We start from the raw sequence: 19,911 nt of genomic DNA, 5'->3' as shown, positions 1-19,911 counted from the left end.
TCCCCTCCGATCCGATCAGCCGCCGCTACGTCGATTTGTCGGGGATTATCGGGCAAACGCTCGCACGTATCTGCGACGAAGTCTACGAGGTGAAACTGGGGTTAGAGAGACGGCTCAAATGACGATGTACGGACACGGCGGGGATGTGAAGAGTTTTGCCGCACTTTGCGGCTGTGAGACGTGCGACGTCCTCGATCTCTCTAGCAACATCAACTTTATCACCCCTTCCATCGATTTTAGCGGCGTGGTTCTCAATGCCTATCCGACCTATGAGCCACTAACGGAGGCGTTAGCCGATCATTACGGCGTGAGTCCCGATCAGATGGAACTCTTCAACGGCGGTTCTTCGGCGATTTTTTCCCTGATGCAATTGTTTGACAACGCCGTCTATACGATCTACTCCCCCGCCTATCTGGAGTATAAAAAAGCCGCATCGCTCTACGGTAAAAAAGTTGCCCTTATCGACCGTTTCGACTCAATGGATACCGAGGTCGAGGAGAATGCCCTCGTCATCTTCGTCAACCCTTCCACTCCCGACGGGCGCTATTACACAATCGATACGCTGATGGAGCGATGGATTGCCAAAAACTGCACGATCCTCATCGACGAATCGTTTTTGGAGTTTTGCGGGGGCGAATCGGCAACCCGCTATCTCCCAACCTATGACAAACTCTACGTTTTAAAATCGCAGACCAAGTTTTACGGATGCGCGGGGGTGAGGGTCGGGATCGTCCTCTCTAACGCTTCCAACATCGCCTCTCTAAAAGAAAAAGAACCCCTGTGGAAGATTTCACAACTTGATAGCCATTTTCTCACCACAGCACTCACCGACGAGCCGTTTCGGGTGCGTTCCCATGCGCTGAATGCGGAGGCGAAAACGTATTTGAAAACCATCCTTGAAAATTCGCCCCTTTTTGCGGAGGTATTCGAGAGTGATGCGAACTTTTTTCTCGTCCGCCTCGCGGAGATGAATGCGCGGGAGTTTCAGGAGAGACTGATCCCGCATCGTGTTATGGTGCGTGATTGTTCCAATTTTGATTTTTTGGATGATCGATATGTGCGGATTGCGGTGAAAGAGGTGGAAGCGTTGAAAAGATTTGAGGGGGCGGTGAATGAGATAGTCTTAGGGGAAGAGAATGTACAATAGTTTTTTTCCGTTCGTGGTGAGCCTGTCGAACCATGAACTCCTCACCCTTCGACAGGCTCAGGGCGAACGTATATACAAAGCAAATAGGATGCACTGATGGAATTAGTCTATTTATGGGTTGAAAAATATAAAAATATTCACAATCAGGGTTTTAATTTTAGTTCGCGCTTCAAATGTAGTTATGAAAATGACGAATTAAATATTATTGATAAAGAAGAAACTAAAGAACCTTATTTAAAAAACTTTTTTAGTGACAATATCAATGTTACGGCGATTGTCGGGAAAAATGGAAGCGGGAAAAGTAGTATTCAAAAGTTAATCTTTGTTTTGATATTTTTTAAAAAGTTTGAAAATAATTTTAATACATCAAGTCAAGATATAAGATATTCATTAATTAATCTAATAAATAATTTTGTTCACAAAAACATTTTTTTGATTGTAAACATAAATAATCAACGCAAAAAAATATCTTTGAGAAGTAGTATTTATAAATTAAATTCTAATAAGTCTAACTATGATTTTTTAGATGTTTTCCCTCAACTTAAAGGATTAATACCTTGTGCTATAGATGATCAATATGAAGAATTGAATGGTAATGATATTAATTTTTTTAATACACATTTTAATTATATGATCGATACTTGGTATGATGGGTGGCAAGATCAATGGATAAAAAGGATATATCACCGAACTGATGGGTATGATATTCCATTGTTATTGGAACCGTACAAAGGCCATTATAATCAAATAATTGACATTGATAATTTGGAATATTTAAACAATCAAAAAGTTTTAGCTTTGCAGAATAAAATTAAAGATAGTAAGCAAATCACTAGTTTTTTCAAACCTAATAAGCTTTATCTGCAAATTAACTATCAAAAATTAGCTGATAAATATATGCAGGGATATGGATATACGGATGAAACTGAAATTAAAAATACACTCATGAAAGAATTTCAAGATTTAGATAAGATTAATAAATTATATATTGCTTTAAAGATACTTACTACAGATAAGAAAAATTTTCATGATGAAACTATTCAAACTAAATTAAAATCATATTATAGCACTGAAGAATATGCGACTGATAAAGACACCATGAATGCAATAGTTAAGTTTGTTGAAGAAAATCATGATCAAATATTAAAAATTAAAGATTACTCAACTGAAAAACTTCAAAACTGTGTCGATATGATAAAAAATAATGCAGATTTTCACTATTTATACAACCTTACAAAAACATCTGGTGTAAGTATTCAGGAATATCAAAAGCATTTTGCAATTATCCCACCTTGGGTTAGTGTTGAGTTCTATGCTGATGACAAAAAATATAGCGCTTTAAGTGGTGGAGAAAAAATGTTTTTTTCTTTTATGATAAATTTACTTTATCAAGTTAACAATGTACAAAAAAGCGGTAAATATAATACTATTAATATTTTTTTAGATGAAGTAGAATTTGGATTACACCCTGATTGGCAGAAAAGGTTTGTAGAAGAAATTTTATTTTCTTTACAAGATTTTACAATAAAAATAAATATTCTTTTTGCAACCCATTCCCCATTTATCCTATCAGATATTCCAAGAGAAAATGTAATTTTTCTCGAAGATGGTAAACAAATCGATGTAAAGATTGATACCTTCGGGGCAAATATTCATACCCTTCTTTCTCACGGCTTTTTTATGGATGATGGTTTAATGGGAGAGTTTGCGAAAGAGAAAATCAATGAAGTAATTAAGCTGTTAAAAAACAAAAGAAAATTATCTCAAAAGAACCTCAGCCACTGCGAAAATATTATCTCTATTATCGGTGAACCGGTTTTACAAAAGACGCTTCAAAATATGCTGAATGAAAAAAAATCGTCCCATCTAACCAAACTTGAAAAACTGCAAATTCAGCAAAAAGAAATTGAAGAACAAATCAATGCATTGGAAAAACGTCTATGAAGCAAGTCGATTTATCGATAGTCGATAGCAACTTTTTGGATACTTACATAGATTCTATTGCTATAGATGATATAAAAACAAAGCTTCGAGCGTTGAATTTACCTATTCTTGGACCCATCATCAGGGATTTGGAAAGAATTATCAAAGCCGATGTCAACACAATTAAATCAAGCTACTTGAATCTATTGGATTCACTCACCAAAGAAGAGAAAAAAAAAGTTGAACTAGCTTTTGATTATTCTGAACACAGAAAACAAGAACCATTCATGCAAAATTTTCAAAAGCTGAATATAAAAAGCTGCCCATTCTGCAATAACAACTATGTATATTATTTCCAAGATGGTAAAAACACGATTGCAACACTGGAACACTACTATCCAAAATCAAAGTATCCTCATCTTTCGCTCTCTTTTTATAATTTAATACCTTCCTGCTATGTATGCAATACCAAGTTCAAAGGGAGTGAAAAACATGTAGGGAATGTTATCCATCCCTATATCGAAGACTTTAATCAAAAAGCTTCTTTTTCAGTGGATATTGACAGTTTGCCCGCAAAAAAAGATATTCAATTAAACATTTACCTCAAATCCGATGATCCACGGTGTAAACAATCAATTGACCGATTTAAATTAGACAAAATTTACGCAGAACACAGTGATATTGCGACAGAGATTTGGAATAAAGTACAGATATACAATGAAGATCGTATACGAGAACTTTATGACAGTTTTTACAAACAGCTTGGTTATTCGGAAGAGGATGTGAAAAACTTTGTTTTTTGCAATTATCTGAACCAAAAAGATATCAATAAACGAAACCATGCCAAGCTAACGCAAGATATTCTAAAACAGTTTGAACTGATTTAAATGTTTTACACTATTGCCCTCATTGCCTACCTCACCGACCGCCTTTTCGGTGAGTTTTCCTTTATCCGTCACCCCGTCGTCTTGATGGGCGATTTCATCACCGCCTTTGAAAAGCGGTTTTATCGCGACAGTATCCTGCGCGGGTTTTGGCTCGTGTTTTGGTTGTTAGCAACTGTGTTAGCCATCGTATACCCGATCTCGCTGATCGGGAACCCGTGGGTTCTGGGGATTATTGCCTCAATGGGAATTGCGGGGAAAATGCTCTATATAAGCGTGAACAATGTGCTGAACGATCCGCAATCGATCCGCTATCTGGTGAGCCGCGACACCGAAAACCTCAGCGAAAGCGAGATCAACAAAGCCGCTGTCGAGACCTACGCCGAAAATCTGAGCGACGGAGTAATCGCCCCGCTGTTTTATCTGTTAGTGTTCGGTTTGGTCGGGCTTTTTCTCTACAAGGCGGTCAATACCCTCGATTCGATGGTGGGGTATCGGAACGAAAAATACGAAAAGTTTGGCAAGGTGAGCGCACGCCTCGACGACATCCTAAACTACATCCCCTCACGTATCACGGCAATTATCATTTTGGCATTGTTCGGCAAGCTCTCTGCGCTTAAGCAGACATGGCGTTACGGGGCGTTGCACGAAAGCCCAAACGCAGGATACCCGATCGCGGCGATGGCGCTATCGCGGGAGGTGTCGCTGGGGGGGCCGACATCGTACTTCGGAAAAATAAAAGAGAAACCCTATTTCGGCGAAGGGCGTCGCGAAATCACAGTTCAGGATGTCCGTCGCGCATTAACCCTTCAGTGGAAACTCGATACTCTTGTGATTATCGTATTGGCGGCGGGAGTTTTGGCATGAAATCGATCTCTATTTTCGGCACCTCGTCCGATGCGGGGAAATCGACCCTGACATTCGTGATCGGGCGGCTCCTTCAAGAGCGGGGGTTCAACGTCGGGGTGTTCAAAGCCCAAAACGTCTCCAACAACTCCCGCGTCTGCGACGACGGGTCTGAAATCGCCATCGCGCAGTATTTTCAGGCAGAAGTTCTGGGAATACCAACGAGCTACCATCTCAATCCGATCCTTCTCAAATCGGGGCAGGGGAACAGTGCCTCATTGATCGTGAAGGGCAAAGCGGTGATGGACAAGGACGTCCGCGACTACTACCGCGACCTCGACACCCTCAAACCCGCCGTCGATGAGTGCTTCGAGTATCTGCGTGGGCGGTACGACTGCGTCGTGTGCGAAGGGGCGGGAAGTCCCGTCGAGCTGAACCTGATGGACAAAGACCTCTCCAACCTCTACATCGCCGAAAAATACGGCACGAAGATCATCCTCGTCGCCGACATCGAAAAGGGGGGCGTGTTCGCCTCGATCTGGGGGGTCTATAATCTCCTCCCCGAAATACTGCGCGCCAACGTCATCGGCGTTATCGTCAACAAATTTCGCGGTGACAGAACTCTGTTTGACGAGGGGGTGAAAATCATCGAGGAGCGGTTCGGCATCCCCGTCCTCGGCGTCCTCCCCTATCTCCCCCTCAATCTCGGGTTCGAAGACTCCCAAAGCCTCAAAAACTTCGTCCAGAACAAACCCCATCCCGCCCGAAAAATCGGGATCATCGCCTATCCCACGATGAGCAACTACAACGATTTCGAACCCCTCATCGCCGATGAGAGCATTTTCGTCGAGTTCATCACCTCCAATGTTTCGCTCGATAGCTTTGATACGGTTATCCTCCCCGGCAGCAAACGGGTGATCGAGGATCTGCGGTGGCTCAAACAAACGGGGTTGTTCGACGCCCTCAAAGAGCGCACCAAAGAGATCCTCGGCATCTGCGGCGGGTATCAGATGATGTTTAAAGCGATTATCGACGAAGAGGGAGTTGAGACCGCCGCTTCGGATCGCGAAGAGGGTCTGGGATTTATCGACGACGTGATCGTATTCCAGAGAGAAAAAGTGCTCAACAAAGGGAAGTACGACATCTTCGGCCGTGCGGCGCGGGGGTTTGAAATCCATCACGGGGTGAGCGTGAAATATCCGTTATCCTACGAAAACGCTCACATCAAAGGGACGTTTGTCCACGGACTGTTTGAGGATGAGAAGTTTGAAAACTACAAAAAAATGACACTCGATTCCTTTATCGCAACGATGAGGGACGAGATCGATATGGAGAGGATACTGAAACATGTCGTATAAGCAATGGTTCGACGCCCACGCCCAAAAACACAAAGCGATTATGGCCAAACTCACCCATCTAGACGACGAGGAGGTGATCGCGTACTTCCGGTTCGAGAATATGGTGGAAAAAGAGCCCGATTTCTGCCCACTCTACGCCGAGCGCAAAAAGTGCCACGCCACCCCCGAGCTCAACTGCTACCTCTGCGCCTGTCCGAACTTCCGCTTTAACGAGGGCGGGTTCGCAAAAGAAGGGGAACGAATCCTTTTCAGCACCTGCTCCATCGAGAGTCCCGACGGGGATCGCTATGTGAGTGAAAAGGCCATCCATCAAAACTGCGCCGGGTGCATCGTCCCCCACCGCGAAAGTTACATCCGCAAAGTCTTCGACCGCGACTGGCTCAACATCATGCGGGAGGTGCCGTGTGAATAATGTCTATCTGGGGATCAAATTCGCCCTGAGCTATTTCACCCTCCTTCCCGTCCGTTTTCGCCAGAGCGACGACCTCTCCGCTCCCGCCGTCCTTCGGAGCATGCTCCTGGCCCTCCCCGCCATCGGACTGCTCCTCGCGGGGCTTTCCATCGCCCTTTTCCTTGCCCTCGAACCGCTGGGGTGGGTCGGAGCGGTGATCGCCGCGGGTACCTACATGATCCTTTATGGATTCCTGCACACCGAGGCGGTCATCGACGTTGCCGACGCGATCCATGCCGCCCACGGCGGCAAAGACCCCTATGAGGTGATCAAAGAGCCGACCGTGGGGGCGATGGGGGTTTTGTACGGAACGATGGCCGTACTGCTCAAAACCGCTCTGCTCGCCTCGCTGCTGATGCATCAGCAGTTTGCCGCCTTTGCCGCCGTCGCGATGATCAGCCGTCTGGGGCTGCTGGCGATTCTCTCGTTTTTTGCGTTTCGCTCGACGTTTGTGTCGCAGCTGCGCGCCTCGCTCGCTAAAACGGCTCTGGCGGGGGCGATTGCGGTGTATTCTCTTGTCGGATTTGTGCTCCTCTCGTGGATGTTCGGCGCATGGCTCGCCGCGGGAATCGGGTTTTCCCTTCTTCTCGCGTATCTCATGAGACGCTCCTTGGGATTTCTCAACGGTGACACGCTGGGCGCATCGCTGGAGGGAGTCGAAATCCTCCTGATACTCGGGTTCCTATGGCCCTAATTCTCCTGCGCCACGCTCCGCCGCCGCATGAGTATCATCGGTGCTATCTGGGGCATACCGATGTCGGTATCGACGCAACCCTCTTCGACGAAGCGAAAATTGCACCGCTGCTGAGCGAACGGTTTGACCGGATTTATTCCTCCGATCTTCTGCGCTGCACCCAGACGCTCGAGGCTATCGGCCTGCGAGGCTACACCGCCGATCCGAGGCTGCGCGAAGTGCGGTTCAGAACCTCCTTCGAGGGCAAAACGTTCGAGCAGGTCGAGCGTATGCGGGAGTATGATCCGGCCGTGCTCGATTCCGCCGAAGCATGGCACGACTTCGTCTGCGACGAATCAAGCGAAGCCTTTCGCCGCCGTATCGGCTGGAACGATCAAAACCCTCCTCTCCCTGCTCAATCAGCCCGAACCTCATCGTGTTCCGGCCTATTTGGACTATGTTCGCATCCCCCTTTTTGGGTACAATTAAGATAAAAAAAGGGAGGAGAAGCCATGCGGATCATCTGGCTGCTGATCGTATCGTCGCTGCTCCTTCTTTCCGCCCCGCTGAAAATCACTTTTTTGGGCAATAAAGCCATCTCCGAAGCGCAGCTGTACGAAACGCTGGGACTGCGCAAACCCTACAAGATCGAAGTATGGGAAGATCAGCCCGTCATCGACGAGGTCGCCGTGGCCCAAAGCCTCTCGGCTCTCACCAGCTTTTACCGCGCCAAAGGCTTCTACCACGCCAAAGTCGTTTTCGAAATCAAAGAAGACCGGGTGATTTTCACCATTGCCGAAAACGATCCGATCATCGTCAAGAGCGTTCAGGTCAACAGCCCGATCGATGTCGAACCGATTATCGCGATCCATGCCGAAGAGCGTTTCGATCAGGACAAATTCTCCGAAACAAAATCGGCGATCAAGAAACGCTACGGCGAGCGGGGGTTCTGCAACGCGCAGTTCAATGCAAAAGCATGGGTCGACATCGAAACGGATGAAGCCCATCTGCTGTTCGAAGCCGAACCCGGAGAAAAATGTACTTTCGGTAAAATCGCCGTCGAATCCACCCCCAATGTTGACGCCAAGCTGACCGCATCGATGCTTCGGTTCGACGAAGGCGATCCCTACAGCGTAGATACCATCAAGCAAAGCTATGAAGCCCTTTATGCCCAGGAAGCGGTGGCCCGCGCCATGATCAACGACAACGAACGCAACGGCAGCATCGTCCCCATCACCCTCGTCATCGAAGAGGTCGAGCGTCCGATCCGTTTTACCGCTGGGGTCGGATACAGCAGCGATCAGGGACTCAGCGCGCAAATGGGGATCAAGCACCGCAACTTTTTCGGCGATCTCAAAACTCTCGCCCTCGACGCCCGCTATACCGAGCTGACACAGGAGATCGCCGGAACGTTCACCCTGCCGCTTCAAAACCGCGGGGTATTAGGGGCCGAGGTCGGGTATAAAAACGAGACGTTTGACGGGTATAAAACCGAAAGCACCTACGAAAAAGTGACCGCCAAATACCAAGACTCTCCCGCGTCGGTCATGGCGGGGCTGTTATTCGACCGGGTCCAGACGTACGACAGTAGCGACCCGATCAACTTTCCCGACGATATGCTTTTCATCACGTCGCCGCTGGGAGAGATCAACATCGATACGCGCGACAAAATTCTGGAACCGACCAAAGGGTTCTGGCTGAATGCCAAAGCAACCGGATCCCTGCTTTCTCCCGTCTTTTCGGATGCGACCTATTTCAAAAGCCTCCTGTCGGGAGCGTACATCACGAGTGCGCAAGAACAGCACGTGGTCGGAGGCAAAGTCAAATGGGGGACACTGCGCGTCTATGACGGAGACGTCCCCGCATCGTACCGTTTTTATGCCGGGGGGATGAACTCCAACCGCGCCTACACCTACCGTGATCTGGGGCCCAAAAACAGCGCGGGAGACCCGCTGGGCTTTCCGTCGCTGCTGGAGGGAACCTTGGAATACCGATTTCCGATTTCGGGGGAGTTTCGGGGAGTATTATTCAGCGACCTGACGTTCATCGGAGACGATTATATCCCCGATTACGATACGGCATACTGGGGTGTCGGGGCAGGGCTGCGCTACGTCACCCCCATCGGCCCCATCGCCGTTGACTTCGGGTTCGATCCCGACGATACGGCACAATATGCCATCCATTTTCGCATCGGGGAACTGTTCTGATGACGCACGAACCACCCGAAATTCAGCCGCCGAAACAGAAACGCCGACGCTGGCGGCGATGGTTCAGACACCTTTTCGTGACGTTTCACTTCCTGTTGCTGAGTGCGGTACTGCTTGCGGCGGGCATCGTCTACGTCGCTTTTCGCACCGACAGCCTTGATATCGTCAACACCTATCTGCTCGAACCTCTGGGGGTTCATTATTCACATGCCGAAGGCTCCCTGATGGACGGGTTTACCCTCCACGATCTGCGCAGCGACAGGATGAAGGCCAAAACCCTCACCCTGCAGTACAGCCTTGTCAAAATGCTCGAAGGAGACCACAGCGTCGAGTCGATCCGCATCGACGGGCTGCGCATCCATTTGGACGATTTCATCAGTGACGATGATTCCCCCTGGCCGCTTCCAACCTTTGCGCTTAAGCACGTATCCCTCACCAACCTTCAGCTTATCAGCGACTACCCCGTAGAGCTTGATATCGAAGCCAACGACGGCAGTTTTGACGGCGATGTCCTGAATTTCCGGACATTCCGCTCCAGTTTCAAATCACGCTACGCCGACGGCGCGATCAGCGGCAAGGTGCGCGACAATGCCATCTCCGGTAATGCCCTTCTCTATCCGAATGCGACGGCGTTAGCCTCTTACAGCGGCCGTTTTACCGATCTTCCCCGCTCCGTAGCGCTGCAGATCAGAGAACTTTCCGACAAACAGGCTCTTCTGCGGGGAAAAATCAGCCGCCTCGTTCTCAAGCAAGACCCGACGATCAGCGTCGAAGCGCTTGCGTTTGATTTCGGCTGCCGGTACGATGAGGGCTATCTGGACGTGAATGCCGCCTATCTGCTCCGCCGCGGAGAAGATTCGATGCAGACCAAGCATCATCTGCGCTATGCGTTTGAGGGGACGACAACCAGCGAATTTACCGGTATTCTAGCCTCCGTGCATCCGCTTCCTTCCAATATACTGAAAGGATCGTTCCGCGACGGTGCGGACGGATTCACCGGATCGGCCACGCTTGATGGAAGCACCCTTCGGGTGTCGAGTGCGGACTACGACCGTTTTGCATGGGAGCTCGACAGCGCACATAAAAATCTCGCTTTTCTCTCCTCCCTGCCCGAATTCTTGCGCCTTTCACCGCTGGAGATGAAGGCACAGGGAAGCTATACCCTGAGCACCGACACCCTCGGAGGAACCCTTGAAGCCGCACACAACCATCTGCGCTTTGCAGGGGAGTTTTCAACCCGCGAAGGGGCCCATGCTCTCAACGGTGATCTGATGCTCCCTCCCGATGCGCCGATGTGGAAAGAGTGGAGCCACAAACCGCCGCGTCACCTGAACGTATCGCTCACGCACGATCGCAACACAACCCGCATGCAGCTCTCCGGGGAAGATGTGGCCTTCACAGCTTCCCTGCACGATGATCAGGTCAAAGGATCGGGCAATTATTCGGGTGCCTTTTTCGATATCGACGGATCGCTCAACCCGAAAAAAACCGTTCTCGATATTACGACGCTGGTCCCCTCCGCGTTTGCCACGGTATCCAAACTTACTCCGATCGAACTGCACAAAGGGGAGTACTACGATGCCGAAATACGCTCCAAAGCCCGTGTCAGCATTACCGATACCCTTGAAATCGATGCCGACATCTCGGTCCCTTGGTACGCCGCCGTACTTGATTCGCAGCGTTCTTTCGGCGGAACCAACGGCTCCGTTTCGCTGCACTACCGCGACGGCAACATCAGCGTCGAACGCTACCGGTTTGAAATAGCCGACCATCCGATTACGAGCGATAGGACGTCGTATCTGCACCTAAGCCCCGCAGGCGATCTTATTATCGACGATTTCTGGATCTATGACACGCTGCACCTGACCGGAAAAATCGCCGGCGATCTGAGCGCGTCGCTGCGTCTTGCGTCGGAACGGTTCCGCTATGAAGGGCCAGAGGGAAGCGCCCATGCGAGCGCAGACATCTCGTTTGTGCGTGACGGCGACGGAAATCATCAGCTAAACGGCAACATCAAGATTCTTGATGGGACCATCACCTATCTGCCGTTTCAGCAGTTCAAGGTCATGGACGATGACGTTATCATTGTGCAGGATGTCCGTCCACCGTCGCATACAAAACTCTCCATGAATCTTCACATCACGGCCTCTCAGCCGCTGAAACTGCAGACAAAAGAGCTCAATCTCCTGCTCGATCCCGACATCACCTTGTGGAGAGACCCTATGGGGCCGATGCAGATTCTGGGGATGATGAGTATCCCTTCGGGGACGGCAACGACGGCGGGCAAACAGTTTGCCATCAAACACTCCGAGATCTATTTCGGCGGCGATGTCCCCCTGAATCCGTACCTCAATCTCACCATCGGACATGAAGTCGATTACAAAAAAATCATTATCTATGTAACCCACACCCTCGATTCACCGATTTTTTTATTCACTTCCGATCCGGTCATGAGCCAAAACGACATCATGAGCTACATCCTCTTCGGCACGCCGGCCAATACCGTCGCAGGTTCGGATTCGGGCACCTCGACCGTCCGTGCGGATGCGACCAACTTTATGCTGGGAGCGGGGCTAAAAGGGCTCATCAGCAATACGACCAAACTGCAGATCGATACGATGAACATCCTGACGACCAAAGAGGGGGGAATGGGGTTTGAAGTAGGTGCGCGTCTGAACAAAAACCTTCGCGTCCTGTACAAAAACGACACGCTCTCCAGCATTCTCGTCCAGTATCAGCTCAACCGCTGGCTCCGGCTCGATGCGGATGTCCATGAATTGGGACAGGGAATCAACGCCGTCTACATCAAAGATTTCCGCGATTTTCTCCCCCATAACAAGCCGATAAAAAAGTAAATATTGATTTGAGTCAAGATTAATCGCGCCCGGCCGATTTATACTGTCGTCATTACATTGACAGGGGTTTATTATGATACTCGAATTTATGCGTGACGATCACCGCGCGTGCGACCACCATTATGCCGAAGCGGAATCGGCGCTGACGGCCAACGAAACAGACAAAGCCAAAGAAGCGTTCGGACGGTTTGCCGCATCGACGCTTCACCATTTCGACATGGAAGAGAAACAGCTCTTTTTGGCGTTCGAAAAACGGACGGGGATGATGGGCGGACCGACGCAGATGATGCGCTACGAGCACCAACAGCTGCGCAGCCAGCTCGAATCGATGCGCCAAGCGCTGGAAGAAAACCGGATCGAAGACTTTTTCGGGATCGGCGAATCGATGATGATCATGCTTCAGCAGCACAACATGAAAGAAGAACAGATGCTCTATCCGATGATCGACCGCGCGCTGGGCACCGATGCTGAAACGATGATCCAGACGCTCAAAGAGATGGCGTAATGATCCTCCTCGACACCCGCGAGTTTGACCATCCGATTCCGCTGGAGATGGCGGTCGATACGTTTAAAAAACTTTCGGGCGACGAGGTGATCCACATGATCCATCGGCGGGAGCCGATTCCGCTGTTCGAGATCATTGAGCGAAACGGCGGGCGATACCTCTCTTGCATGAGTGAAGAGGGGGTATGGCACATCTACATCACCCGCAGTCCAACCCTTGATTTGGAGGTATACCGTGTATAATGGTCTTTCGCTCGAGCAGGCCCCGCCTATTTCGGTCGTGCTCCGTTTCTTTCTCACCGTGCCGTTTTTCGGCCTTCTCCTCACCTGCTGCATGTTTCTCTATCCCACCGAAGTCCTGACACCGTTGCATCCGTATTCGCTGGCGGCGGTTCATCTGATGTTTTTGGGCATCGTGAGCATGAGTATGATCGGTGCGTTGTTCCAGATGCAAAGCGTTTTGGGCGGAAGAGCCATCCCCGCGCCGAGCGGCAACGCGCTGATCATCCACACCTTTTTGACCATCGGCATCCTCACCCTCGCAGGGGGATTCGTCTTCGCCGCTCCCGTGTTGTTTACCCTTGCCTCGGTCTTGCTGGGAGCCGCGATCGTTTATACCGCCAACCTTGTCCTTCCCCTCCTTTTCGGAGGCGTTGTCCACGATACACTTCGCGGGATGCGCCTTTCTCTCATCGCCCTGACCCTCACGGCCGTGCTGGGAATCATCATGGCCTCGTCGTACGCATCGTCCTCGTTCGGTTTCCATCACGACATGATCCGAACGTCGCACTATTCGCTCGGCCTTGTCGGATGGATCGGCGCCCTCATCATTGCCGTCGCGTTTCAGGTCATCGAAATGTTTTACGTCACCACGTCCTACAGCGCATGGTGCAAACGCAATACGTTTCGAATCCTCGGCGCGGCATTGGTCCTTAAGATCACGTTTGTGTTTTTGGGGTGGGCATACGGATGGGTCTTCGACCTCGCGATAGCCGCATTGTTGATCGGATTTGCCGTCACGACTCTTAGAAAACTGCGGGAGCGCAAACGGCGCGTTAGTGACGTGAGTATCCGGTTTTGGACTTTCGGCACCGTTTTGCTGATCCTCTCCACGGCGGCCCATACCGCGTTCCTCTTCATCGGAGACACCGCACTGGAAACGCTGGCGCTGCTGGCGTTTGCCCTTTTTTCGCTCGCCGTCATTTTGGGGATGATGGGAAAAATCGTCCCGTTTCTGGTTTGGTTTCACCTCAATTCGGCGGGGTATATGGAGGTTCCGATCATGTCGAACGTCATCCCTGCCGCTCGGGCAAAAATCCTTTTCTGGCTCTTTTCCCTCACCGCCGCGGCGGTGTTGTCCGGACCTCTGATTCCCGAAGCGTTTGCCGCCGGCGCCCTGTCCGGAGCCGCAATGTTTGCGGTGCTGCTGTATAACCTGATCAAGGCCCTCGCCCTTTATCGCCATACCCTTGCCAACGGAACGCGTTTCACAATGGAAGAATCGCCCCCTTCTGCGCTATAATCTTCCTATCAGGGATCGGGAGGCGCGGCATGGAAATTGATCCGTTATTTATTCAAAACAGCGTTCTCTCGCTCGTGCTGGGGTTTCTCATCGGCCTGCAGCGCGAAATGCACACGATTTATTCGCACAAAACAAAAGATTTCGGAGGGGCGAGAACCTTTTCGATGATATCGCTGTTCGGGTACCTCTCTGCATGGGCGAGTGCCTATTTCCCTTATTTCTTCCTCGTCGCCTCGGCGCTTATGGGGCTGCTCCTCGTCGCCGCCTACGTGATCAACAACGTTTCCGCCTCCGAAAAAGGCTCCACCACCGAATTCGCCGCGCTGGTGACGTTTGTCGTCGGTGCCATGCTCTATTTCACTCTGCCGATTTTTCCCGTCTTTATCGCCATCCTTGTCCTCTTCGTCCTCAATCTCAAAGACAAGATTCAAGAGTACGAACAAACCCTAACCAAACAAGACCTCAGCGCCGCCATTGTTTTTATGGTCATGACGTTCGTCATCCTCCCCATCCTTCCCGACGAACCGGTCGGGCCGATGGGGCTGGTGAATTTTTACATGATCTGGATCATGGTCGTACTGGTAGCGGGAATATCGTTTTTCGGATACATCGCCATCCGGTTTTTCGGGACAACGCAGGGGATCGGTATAGCGGGCCTCTTCGGAGGGCTTGTCTCCTCGACGGCCGTGGCCATGAGCATGGCGCGGCGCGTCCATGAAAACGGCTTTCTAGCCAAAAACCTCGCTATCGGCATTGCGCTGGCCTCCTCGATGATGCTGATCCGGGCGGGGATCGAAATGTGGATCATCAACCCTTCCCTGACCCGTCCGTTTCTCGTTCCGATTCTTTTGGGATCACTTGCGGGGTACGCTTATATCGCTTTGCTCTATTTCACCTCCAGACACGAGAACATACCGCAGAACATCGAGTTCAAAAACCCGTTCAGTCTGAAAGAAGCCCTTTTGATGGGGCTGATATTCGGTATCACGTTGGCGCTGATCAAGCTGGCCAATCTGTACGTCGGGGACATGGGTGTCTATGCCGTCGCCGCCGTTTCAGGGATTGCTGACGTCGATGCGATCATCCTCTCACTCTCCTCGCTCGCTAAAAACACCCTGACCCCCGCAACCGCCCACATTGCCATTTTGATCGCCATCATCACCAATTCGCTGGCCAAAGCTTTGCTGGTGCTGTTCCTCGGAAAAACGGTTTTATTCCGCTGGATAGCCACCTATTTTCTCATTTCCGTCGGAACGTTCACGGCGGCGGTGCTGCTAACGTTTTGATAACAAACCGCCCCTAAAGTGTTATTTTTTTTCCCGTTTTGCCGATATAGTCTTATATCAATTGGGAGTATGTTATGCAGATCGCAGCCCACAGTATCAGCCTTGCCGCATCGTCCCTGCACTACCGCAGCGAAGAGGAAAAAATCACTCTGACCGCGCCGAATGGCTCTGCGGCGCCTCAAAAAACGCACTTAGCAACCGCGGCCGCGGGGGAGAATCCTGACGATCCCCTCTCGGGGCTCGATCCGAAATACCGTATCATGGCGATGATGCTCGAAGCGCTAACGGGGCAGAAAGCGACGTTAGTAGCGTTTCGCGCGAGTTCCGCGTCATCGTTCGCCGTTGCCGGTGCAAATACCAACGCTGCGGCTCCCGTCAGTAATTCTCCGATTTTAGAGTATCAGTACCATAGAGAAGAGCTCAACCAAATGAGCTTTTCGGCGGAGGGGAAAGTTCGCCTCGAAGACGGCAGCGTGCGCGAGTTCTCCCTCTCGATCCAATGGGAGCAAAGCTTCTCGGAATCGATGCGCCTGCGTATCCAGGACGGCAAAGTCCTCACCGATCCGCTGGTCATCTCCCTAGACGGCGCGCAGCCGCTCTCTTCCAACGCGTTTGCCTTCAACCTGACGGGCAAGGAGGGTGAAAGCCTCCCCTACCTCTCCGGCAGAGCCGGCTATCTGGCCCGAAACAGGCAAAGGGTTTATGGAACTCTCCGCGCTCGATGACGATCGCAACGGATGGATCGACGGCAACGATTCGGCATTCAAACAGCTGAAAGTATGGATGGTCAGCGAGTCGGGCGAGGAACTTCTCTCGCTTCAAGAGGTCGGTATCGGCGCCATCAGCCTCCAGAGCGCCACTCTGGATTATACGGTTAAAAGCGATGCCGACACGCCGATAGCCCACTATAAAAACGCTTCCGTCGCGCTCGGAGAGAGCGGCGGAACGTACGGCGTATTTGAAGTGGATGTAGCGGTTTAAAGAAAAAAGTGGTCACAGTAAAATTTTTGAACTCTGGAAGTAGCGTAAATAAGGGAATTTAAAAGGTTATGGCAGACAGGAAGAGATTCGAACTCTCGGTAGGTTGCCCTACACACGCGTTCCAGGCGTGCGCCTTCGACCACTCGGCCACCTGTCTATTGGAAGAATGAAATTATATCCGATTTAGCTTAAAAAGGGTGTAGAAACATAGAAGCGGCAATAGGGAAACAACCGTTTCCGGCGTTCCCGCTATAACTTTTCGAAGGAGAATCGAACCGTCATTGTAGGAAAGAAGTGTTAATTTTGTGTAAAAAAATCTTATAATTAGGCCACTTACCCAAAAAGGCTTGCCGTGCATCCCGACGAACGCTTCTTTTCCATCAGCGACGACTTCCGATCTCCCTATGCCCGCGACCGTGACCGTATCATCCATTCGGGGAGCTTCCGCCGCCTCGAATACAAAACGCAGGTCTTTCTGAACTCGCAGGGGGATTTTTTCCGCACGCGCCTCACCCACAGCATCGAGGTCAGCCAAATCGCCCGCTCCATCGCGTCGCATCTGGGATTGCAAGAATCGCTGGCCGAGAGCATCGCATTGGCGCACGACCTCGGACATACGCCGTTTGGGCATATCGGAGGCGATACCCTCGATGAGTGCCTTAAGGAGCGGGGATTCGGTAACGGATTCGAGCACAACTTCCAGAGTTTTCGCGTCGTGACCAAACTCGAACAGCGCTACAAGGCGTTTTTGGGTCTGAACCTCACCTACGCGACGCTGGAGGGGATACTCAAGCACTCCTACCCTTATAACAAACCGTTTTTCCCCTCTGCAGTACGGGAGGCCTTTGCCCTCGATACCCATCCGAGCATCGAAGCGATGATCGTCGACCGCGCCGACGAGATCGCCTACATCAGCCACGACATCGACGACGGAGTAGCATCGGGACTGATCAGCTTTGACACCCTCCGATCAAGCGAGCTGATCCAGACGATTTTGGAAAAGGTCTACGCCGAAGGGGTGCACGAAAACGAAGACGAGATGTTCCGCTACCGTTTCAGCTCCCATCTCATCAACCACCTCGTCTACTCTTTGCTGGAGCATTCGCGCGGCAAAATCGACAACTCCCGCGTGTTAGCCTCCGTTATTCCCGCGTCCGAACCTGTCTCTATCGGGTTCGAACCGACAATGGAAACGCAGATCAAAAAACTCAAAAAACTCCTCTATTCGGAGCTGTATCAGCACAAAAGCATCATGCGCAAAATGTTCGCGGGCAAACAGGCGATCAAAGGGGTGTTTGAAGCGCTGATGGAAGAGCCGAAAATGCTTCCGCCCTATTATCTCAAACAACTCGACCTTCGGAACAAACACCGCGTTATCAGTGACTACATCGCCGGGATGTCGGACCGCTACGCGATGGAGCTGTACAACGAATTGTACGGCAGAGAAGGCTAATACCGCGCGCCGGGTGGTACAATAGCGTCCATGAATACAATAGCAATTATCGGTGCAGGCGCGAGCGGACTCATGGCGGCGCTGAGTGCGGCGCGTGCCGGCGCCTCCGTCACCCTCTATGAGCACAATGCAGCCGTCGGAAAAAAGATTCTGGCTTCGGGAAACGGACGCTGCAACATTATTAACACAACCGCTTCCGCAGACGATTACGCGGGAAATGATCCGCACTTCGTCACCTATCCTCTAAAACAGCTCTCTTTCGGCTATTTCCAGACATTTTGCCACTCGATCGGTCTCGTGCTCGACATCAAAGACGACGGCCGATGCTACCCCCTCTCCAACGAAGCCAAATCGGTACTCCTCGCACTCAAAAGCGCCGTTGCAGAGGCGGGAGTCAGCGTCCTCACCGATACCGAAGTGACGTCCGTGACAAAAAAGGATACGCACTTCATCGTCGAAACGGCTCAGGGGACAAAGCGCTTTGACCGCGTCCTGATCGCGACCGGCTCCGAAGCGGCTCCGCAACTGGGGGCCACAGGCGACGGCTACCGTTTTGCGGCGGCGTTCGGGCATGAGATCGTCCCCACCTATCCCTCACTGGTGCAGCTGCATCTGCATTCGAAATACCATCACAAAATGGCGGGGGTCAAAACCCATGCCGAGATAAGCCTCATCATCGACGGCAAACAAAGAGAAAAAGTGCAGGGCGACATCCTCTTCGCCGCCTACGGCATTTCGGGTCTGGCGATACTCGACATCAGCCAAAAAGCCTCCCATGCCCTTCTGAACCATCATAAAGTGGCTATCAGCATCAACCTTCTTCCCCGATATGAGCGGCAGGAACTGCACAACGTCCTCGAAAAGCTGTTCGCTTCGGTACCGCGTCACAGCATCGAAACCGTGCTCTGCGGACTTCTTCCGGCCAAAACAGTGACCTATCTCCTGGACGAAGCGGCGATCCTGCCTTCGTCGCCCGCTGCCGATCTGAGCATCAAAGACCTCAAAAAACTGGTTCATCTGATTCAGGATTGGCGCTTCGAAGTAAGCGACACGCACGGCTTCAAACATGCCGAAGTAAGCGGCGGCGGAGTGGCTACGACACAGGTGAATAACAAAACGATGGAATCAAAACTGATACAAGGTCTTTATTTTGCGGGAGAAGTACTCGATATTGTGGGAAAACGGGGAGGATACAATTTCCACTTCGCGTGGGCCAGCGGAATGATAGCGGGAAAAGAGATGGCCAAATAAGCGCGCAAGCGCACTTATTTATTTTTTTCCGTAACGTTTACGGTCGGTAGGATCCAACCATTTTTTACGGATACGGATATTGACCGGAGTAACTTCGAGAAGTTCGTCGTCTTCGATCCATTCGAGGGCGCGTTCGAGGTTCATTTCGCGTGGCGGAACGAGTTTGATCGCTTCGTCCGCTCCGGATGAACGGACGTTTGACTGCGCTTTACCTTTGATCGGGTTGACGTCGAGGTCGTTGCTGCGGCTGTGTTCGCCGATGATCATCCCTTTGTACGTTTTGGTCTGAGGCGCTACGAAAAGCACCCCGCGATCTTGAAGATTGAAGAGTGAGTAGGCAAGAGTTACGCCGTCTTCCATAGAGATGAGCGCTCCGTACTGGCGGCTCTCAACGCTTCCGGTATAAGGACGGAATTCAAGGAACGAGTGGTTCATGACCCCTTCCCCTTTCGTATCGGTCAAAAACTGTCCGCGGAAACCGATCAGACCGCGCGCAGGGATCTCGAACTCGACACGGGTGAACCCTTCGCCCATCGGTACCATTGCGGTCATTTCCGCTTTACGGCGACC

At 50.9% G+C, this 19,911-nt stretch carries 18 protein-coding genes, 1 tRNA gene and 1 pseudogene; 18 read left to right on the top strand and 2 right to left on the bottom strand.

Annotated features, from left to right (window positions below; all coding sequences use genetic code 11):
• Positions 1 to 118: 118 nt before the first annotated feature.
• From JU82_RS09760 to JU82_RS09685, 16 genes are all read left to right on the top strand, one after another.
• Complete coding sequence (locus tag JU82_RS09760; RefSeq protein WP_037949988.1) at positions 119 to 1,147, top strand: aminotransferase class I/II-fold pyridoxal phosphate-dependent enzyme; 1,029 nt, start codon at positions 119 to 121, stop codon at positions 1,145 to 1,147.
• 96 nt (positions 1,148 to 1,243) lie between these two features.
• The gene (locus tag JU82_RS09755; protein WP_037949985.1) at positions 1,244 to 3,091 is read left to right on the top strand and encodes an AAA family ATPase; all 1,848 of its coding nucleotides are present in this window, start codon (positions 1,244 to 1,246) and stop codon (positions 3,089 to 3,091) included.
• Positions 3,088 to 3,957, top strand: coding sequence for a hypothetical protein (locus tag JU82_RS09750; RefSeq protein WP_037949982.1), 870 nt, complete (start codon positions 3,088 to 3,090; stop codon positions 3,955 to 3,957). The genes JU82_RS09755 and JU82_RS09750 overlap by 4 nt, the downstream gene beginning before the upstream one ends.
• Entirely contained in the window at positions 3,958 to 4,821 is an 864-nt protein-coding gene (gene cbiB, locus JU82_RS09745; protein ID WP_037949979.1) for an adenosylcobinamide-phosphate synthase CbiB, read from the top strand.
• Positions 4,818 to 6,158, top strand: a complete 1,341-nt coding sequence (locus tag JU82_RS09740) for a cobyric acid synthase (protein WP_037949976.1) — start codon at positions 4,818 to 4,820, stop codon at positions 6,156 to 6,158. Before cbiB ends, JU82_RS09740 begins: the two co-directional genes overlap by 4 nt.
• On the top strand, positions 6,148 to 6,570 hold the full coding sequence (locus tag JU82_RS09735) for a hypothetical protein (RefSeq protein ID WP_037949973.1): 423 nt from the start codon (positions 6,148 to 6,150) through the stop codon (positions 6,568 to 6,570). The genes JU82_RS09740 and JU82_RS09735 overlap by 11 nt, the downstream gene beginning before the upstream one ends.
• Positions 6,563 to 7,303 carry an adenosylcobinamide-GDP ribazoletransferase gene (locus JU82_RS09730; RefSeq protein ID WP_037949970.1) on the top strand — a complete coding sequence of 247 codons (741 nt, stop codon included), beginning with the start codon at positions 6,563 to 6,565 and terminating at the stop codon, positions 7,301 to 7,303. The genes JU82_RS09735 and JU82_RS09730 overlap by 8 nt, the downstream gene beginning before the upstream one ends.
• Entirely contained in the window at positions 7,294 to 7,776 is a 483-nt protein-coding gene (locus tag JU82_RS09725; RefSeq protein ID WP_037949966.1) for a histidine phosphatase family protein, read from the top strand. The genes JU82_RS09730 and JU82_RS09725 overlap by 10 nt, the downstream gene beginning before the upstream one ends.
• 18 nt (positions 7,777 to 7,794) lie before the next feature.
• Entirely contained in the window at positions 7,795 to 9,489 is a 1,695-nt protein-coding gene (locus tag JU82_RS09720) for an outer membrane protein assembly factor (protein ID WP_037949964.1), read from the top strand.
• Positions 9,489 to 12,344: a translocation/assembly module TamB domain-containing protein gene (locus JU82_RS09715; RefSeq protein WP_037949960.1), complete on the top strand. Its 2,856-nt coding sequence runs from the start codon at positions 9,489 to 9,491 to the stop codon at positions 12,342 to 12,344. The genes JU82_RS09720 and JU82_RS09715 overlap by 1 nt, the downstream gene beginning before the upstream one ends.
• A 73-nt stretch (positions 12,345 to 12,417) precedes the next feature.
• On the top strand, positions 12,418 to 12,849 hold the full coding sequence (locus JU82_RS09710) for a hemerythrin domain-containing protein (protein WP_037949958.1): 432 nt from the start codon (positions 12,418 to 12,420) through the stop codon (positions 12,847 to 12,849).
• Complete coding sequence (locus tag JU82_RS09705; RefSeq protein ID WP_294892772.1) at positions 12,849 to 13,091, top strand: DUF2249 domain-containing protein; 243 nt, start codon at positions 12,849 to 12,851, stop codon at positions 13,089 to 13,091. The genes JU82_RS09710 and JU82_RS09705 overlap by 1 nt, the downstream gene beginning before the upstream one ends.
• Positions 13,084 to 14,370 (top strand): hypothetical protein, encoded by a 1,287-nt coding sequence (locus JU82_RS09700; RefSeq protein WP_037949955.1) that lies wholly within the window; start codon positions 13,084 to 13,086, stop codon positions 14,368 to 14,370. Before JU82_RS09705 ends, JU82_RS09700 begins: the two co-directional genes overlap by 8 nt.
• A 29-nt stretch (positions 14,371 to 14,399) precedes the next feature.
• Complete coding sequence (locus tag JU82_RS09695) at positions 14,400 to 15,656, top strand: MgtC/SapB family protein (protein WP_037949952.1); 1,257 nt, start codon at positions 14,400 to 14,402, stop codon at positions 15,654 to 15,656.
• Positions 15,657 to 15,730: 74 nt separating this feature from the next.
• Complete coding sequence (locus tag JU82_RS09690; protein WP_037949949.1) at positions 15,731 to 16,381, top strand: hypothetical protein; 651 nt, start codon at positions 15,731 to 15,733, stop codon at positions 16,379 to 16,381.
• The gene (locus JU82_RS09685; protein ID WP_037949945.1) at positions 16,359 to 16,637 is read left to right on the top strand and encodes a hypothetical protein; all 279 of its coding nucleotides are present in this window, start codon (positions 16,359 to 16,361) and stop codon (positions 16,635 to 16,637) included. Before JU82_RS09690 ends, JU82_RS09685 begins: the two co-directional genes overlap by 23 nt.
• A gap of 69 nt (positions 16,638 to 16,706) precedes the next feature.
• Here JU82_RS09685 and JU82_RS09680 read toward each other — a convergent pair.
• Positions 16,707 to 16,794, bottom strand: a tRNA-Ser gene (locus JU82_RS09680).
• 195 nt (positions 16,795 to 16,989) lie between these two features.
• Between JU82_RS09680 and JU82_RS09675 the strand changes: the two genes are divergently transcribed.
• Together JU82_RS09675 and JU82_RS09670 are read left to right on the top strand one after the other, a co-directional pair.
• Positions 16,990 to 18,090 carry a deoxyguanosinetriphosphate triphosphohydrolase gene (locus tag JU82_RS09675; protein ID WP_037949942.1) on the top strand — a complete coding sequence of 367 codons (1,101 nt, stop codon included), beginning with the start codon at positions 16,990 to 16,992 and terminating at the stop codon, positions 18,088 to 18,090.
• A 30-nt stretch (positions 18,091 to 18,120) separates the two neighbouring features.
• Positions 18,121 to 19,341 (top strand): NAD(P)/FAD-dependent oxidoreductase, encoded by a 1,221-nt coding sequence (locus tag JU82_RS09670; protein ID WP_037949939.1) that lies wholly within the window; start codon positions 18,121 to 18,123, stop codon positions 19,339 to 19,341.
• Positions 19,342 to 19,359: 18 nt separating this feature from the next.
• Here the strand turns inward: JU82_RS09670 and JU82_RS09665 are convergent.
• A pseudogene (locus JU82_RS09665) lies at positions 19,360 to 19,911 on the bottom strand (translational GTPase TypA); the annotation flags it as partial.

This window comes from Sulfuricurvum sp. MLSB (assembly GCF_000747095.1).
Lineage (GTDB): Bacteria > Campylobacterota > Campylobacteria > Campylobacterales > Sulfurimonadaceae > Sulfuricurvum.
Note: the sequence above shows the minus strand (reverse complement) of the source record. Positions and strands in the feature narration are given on the sequence as shown.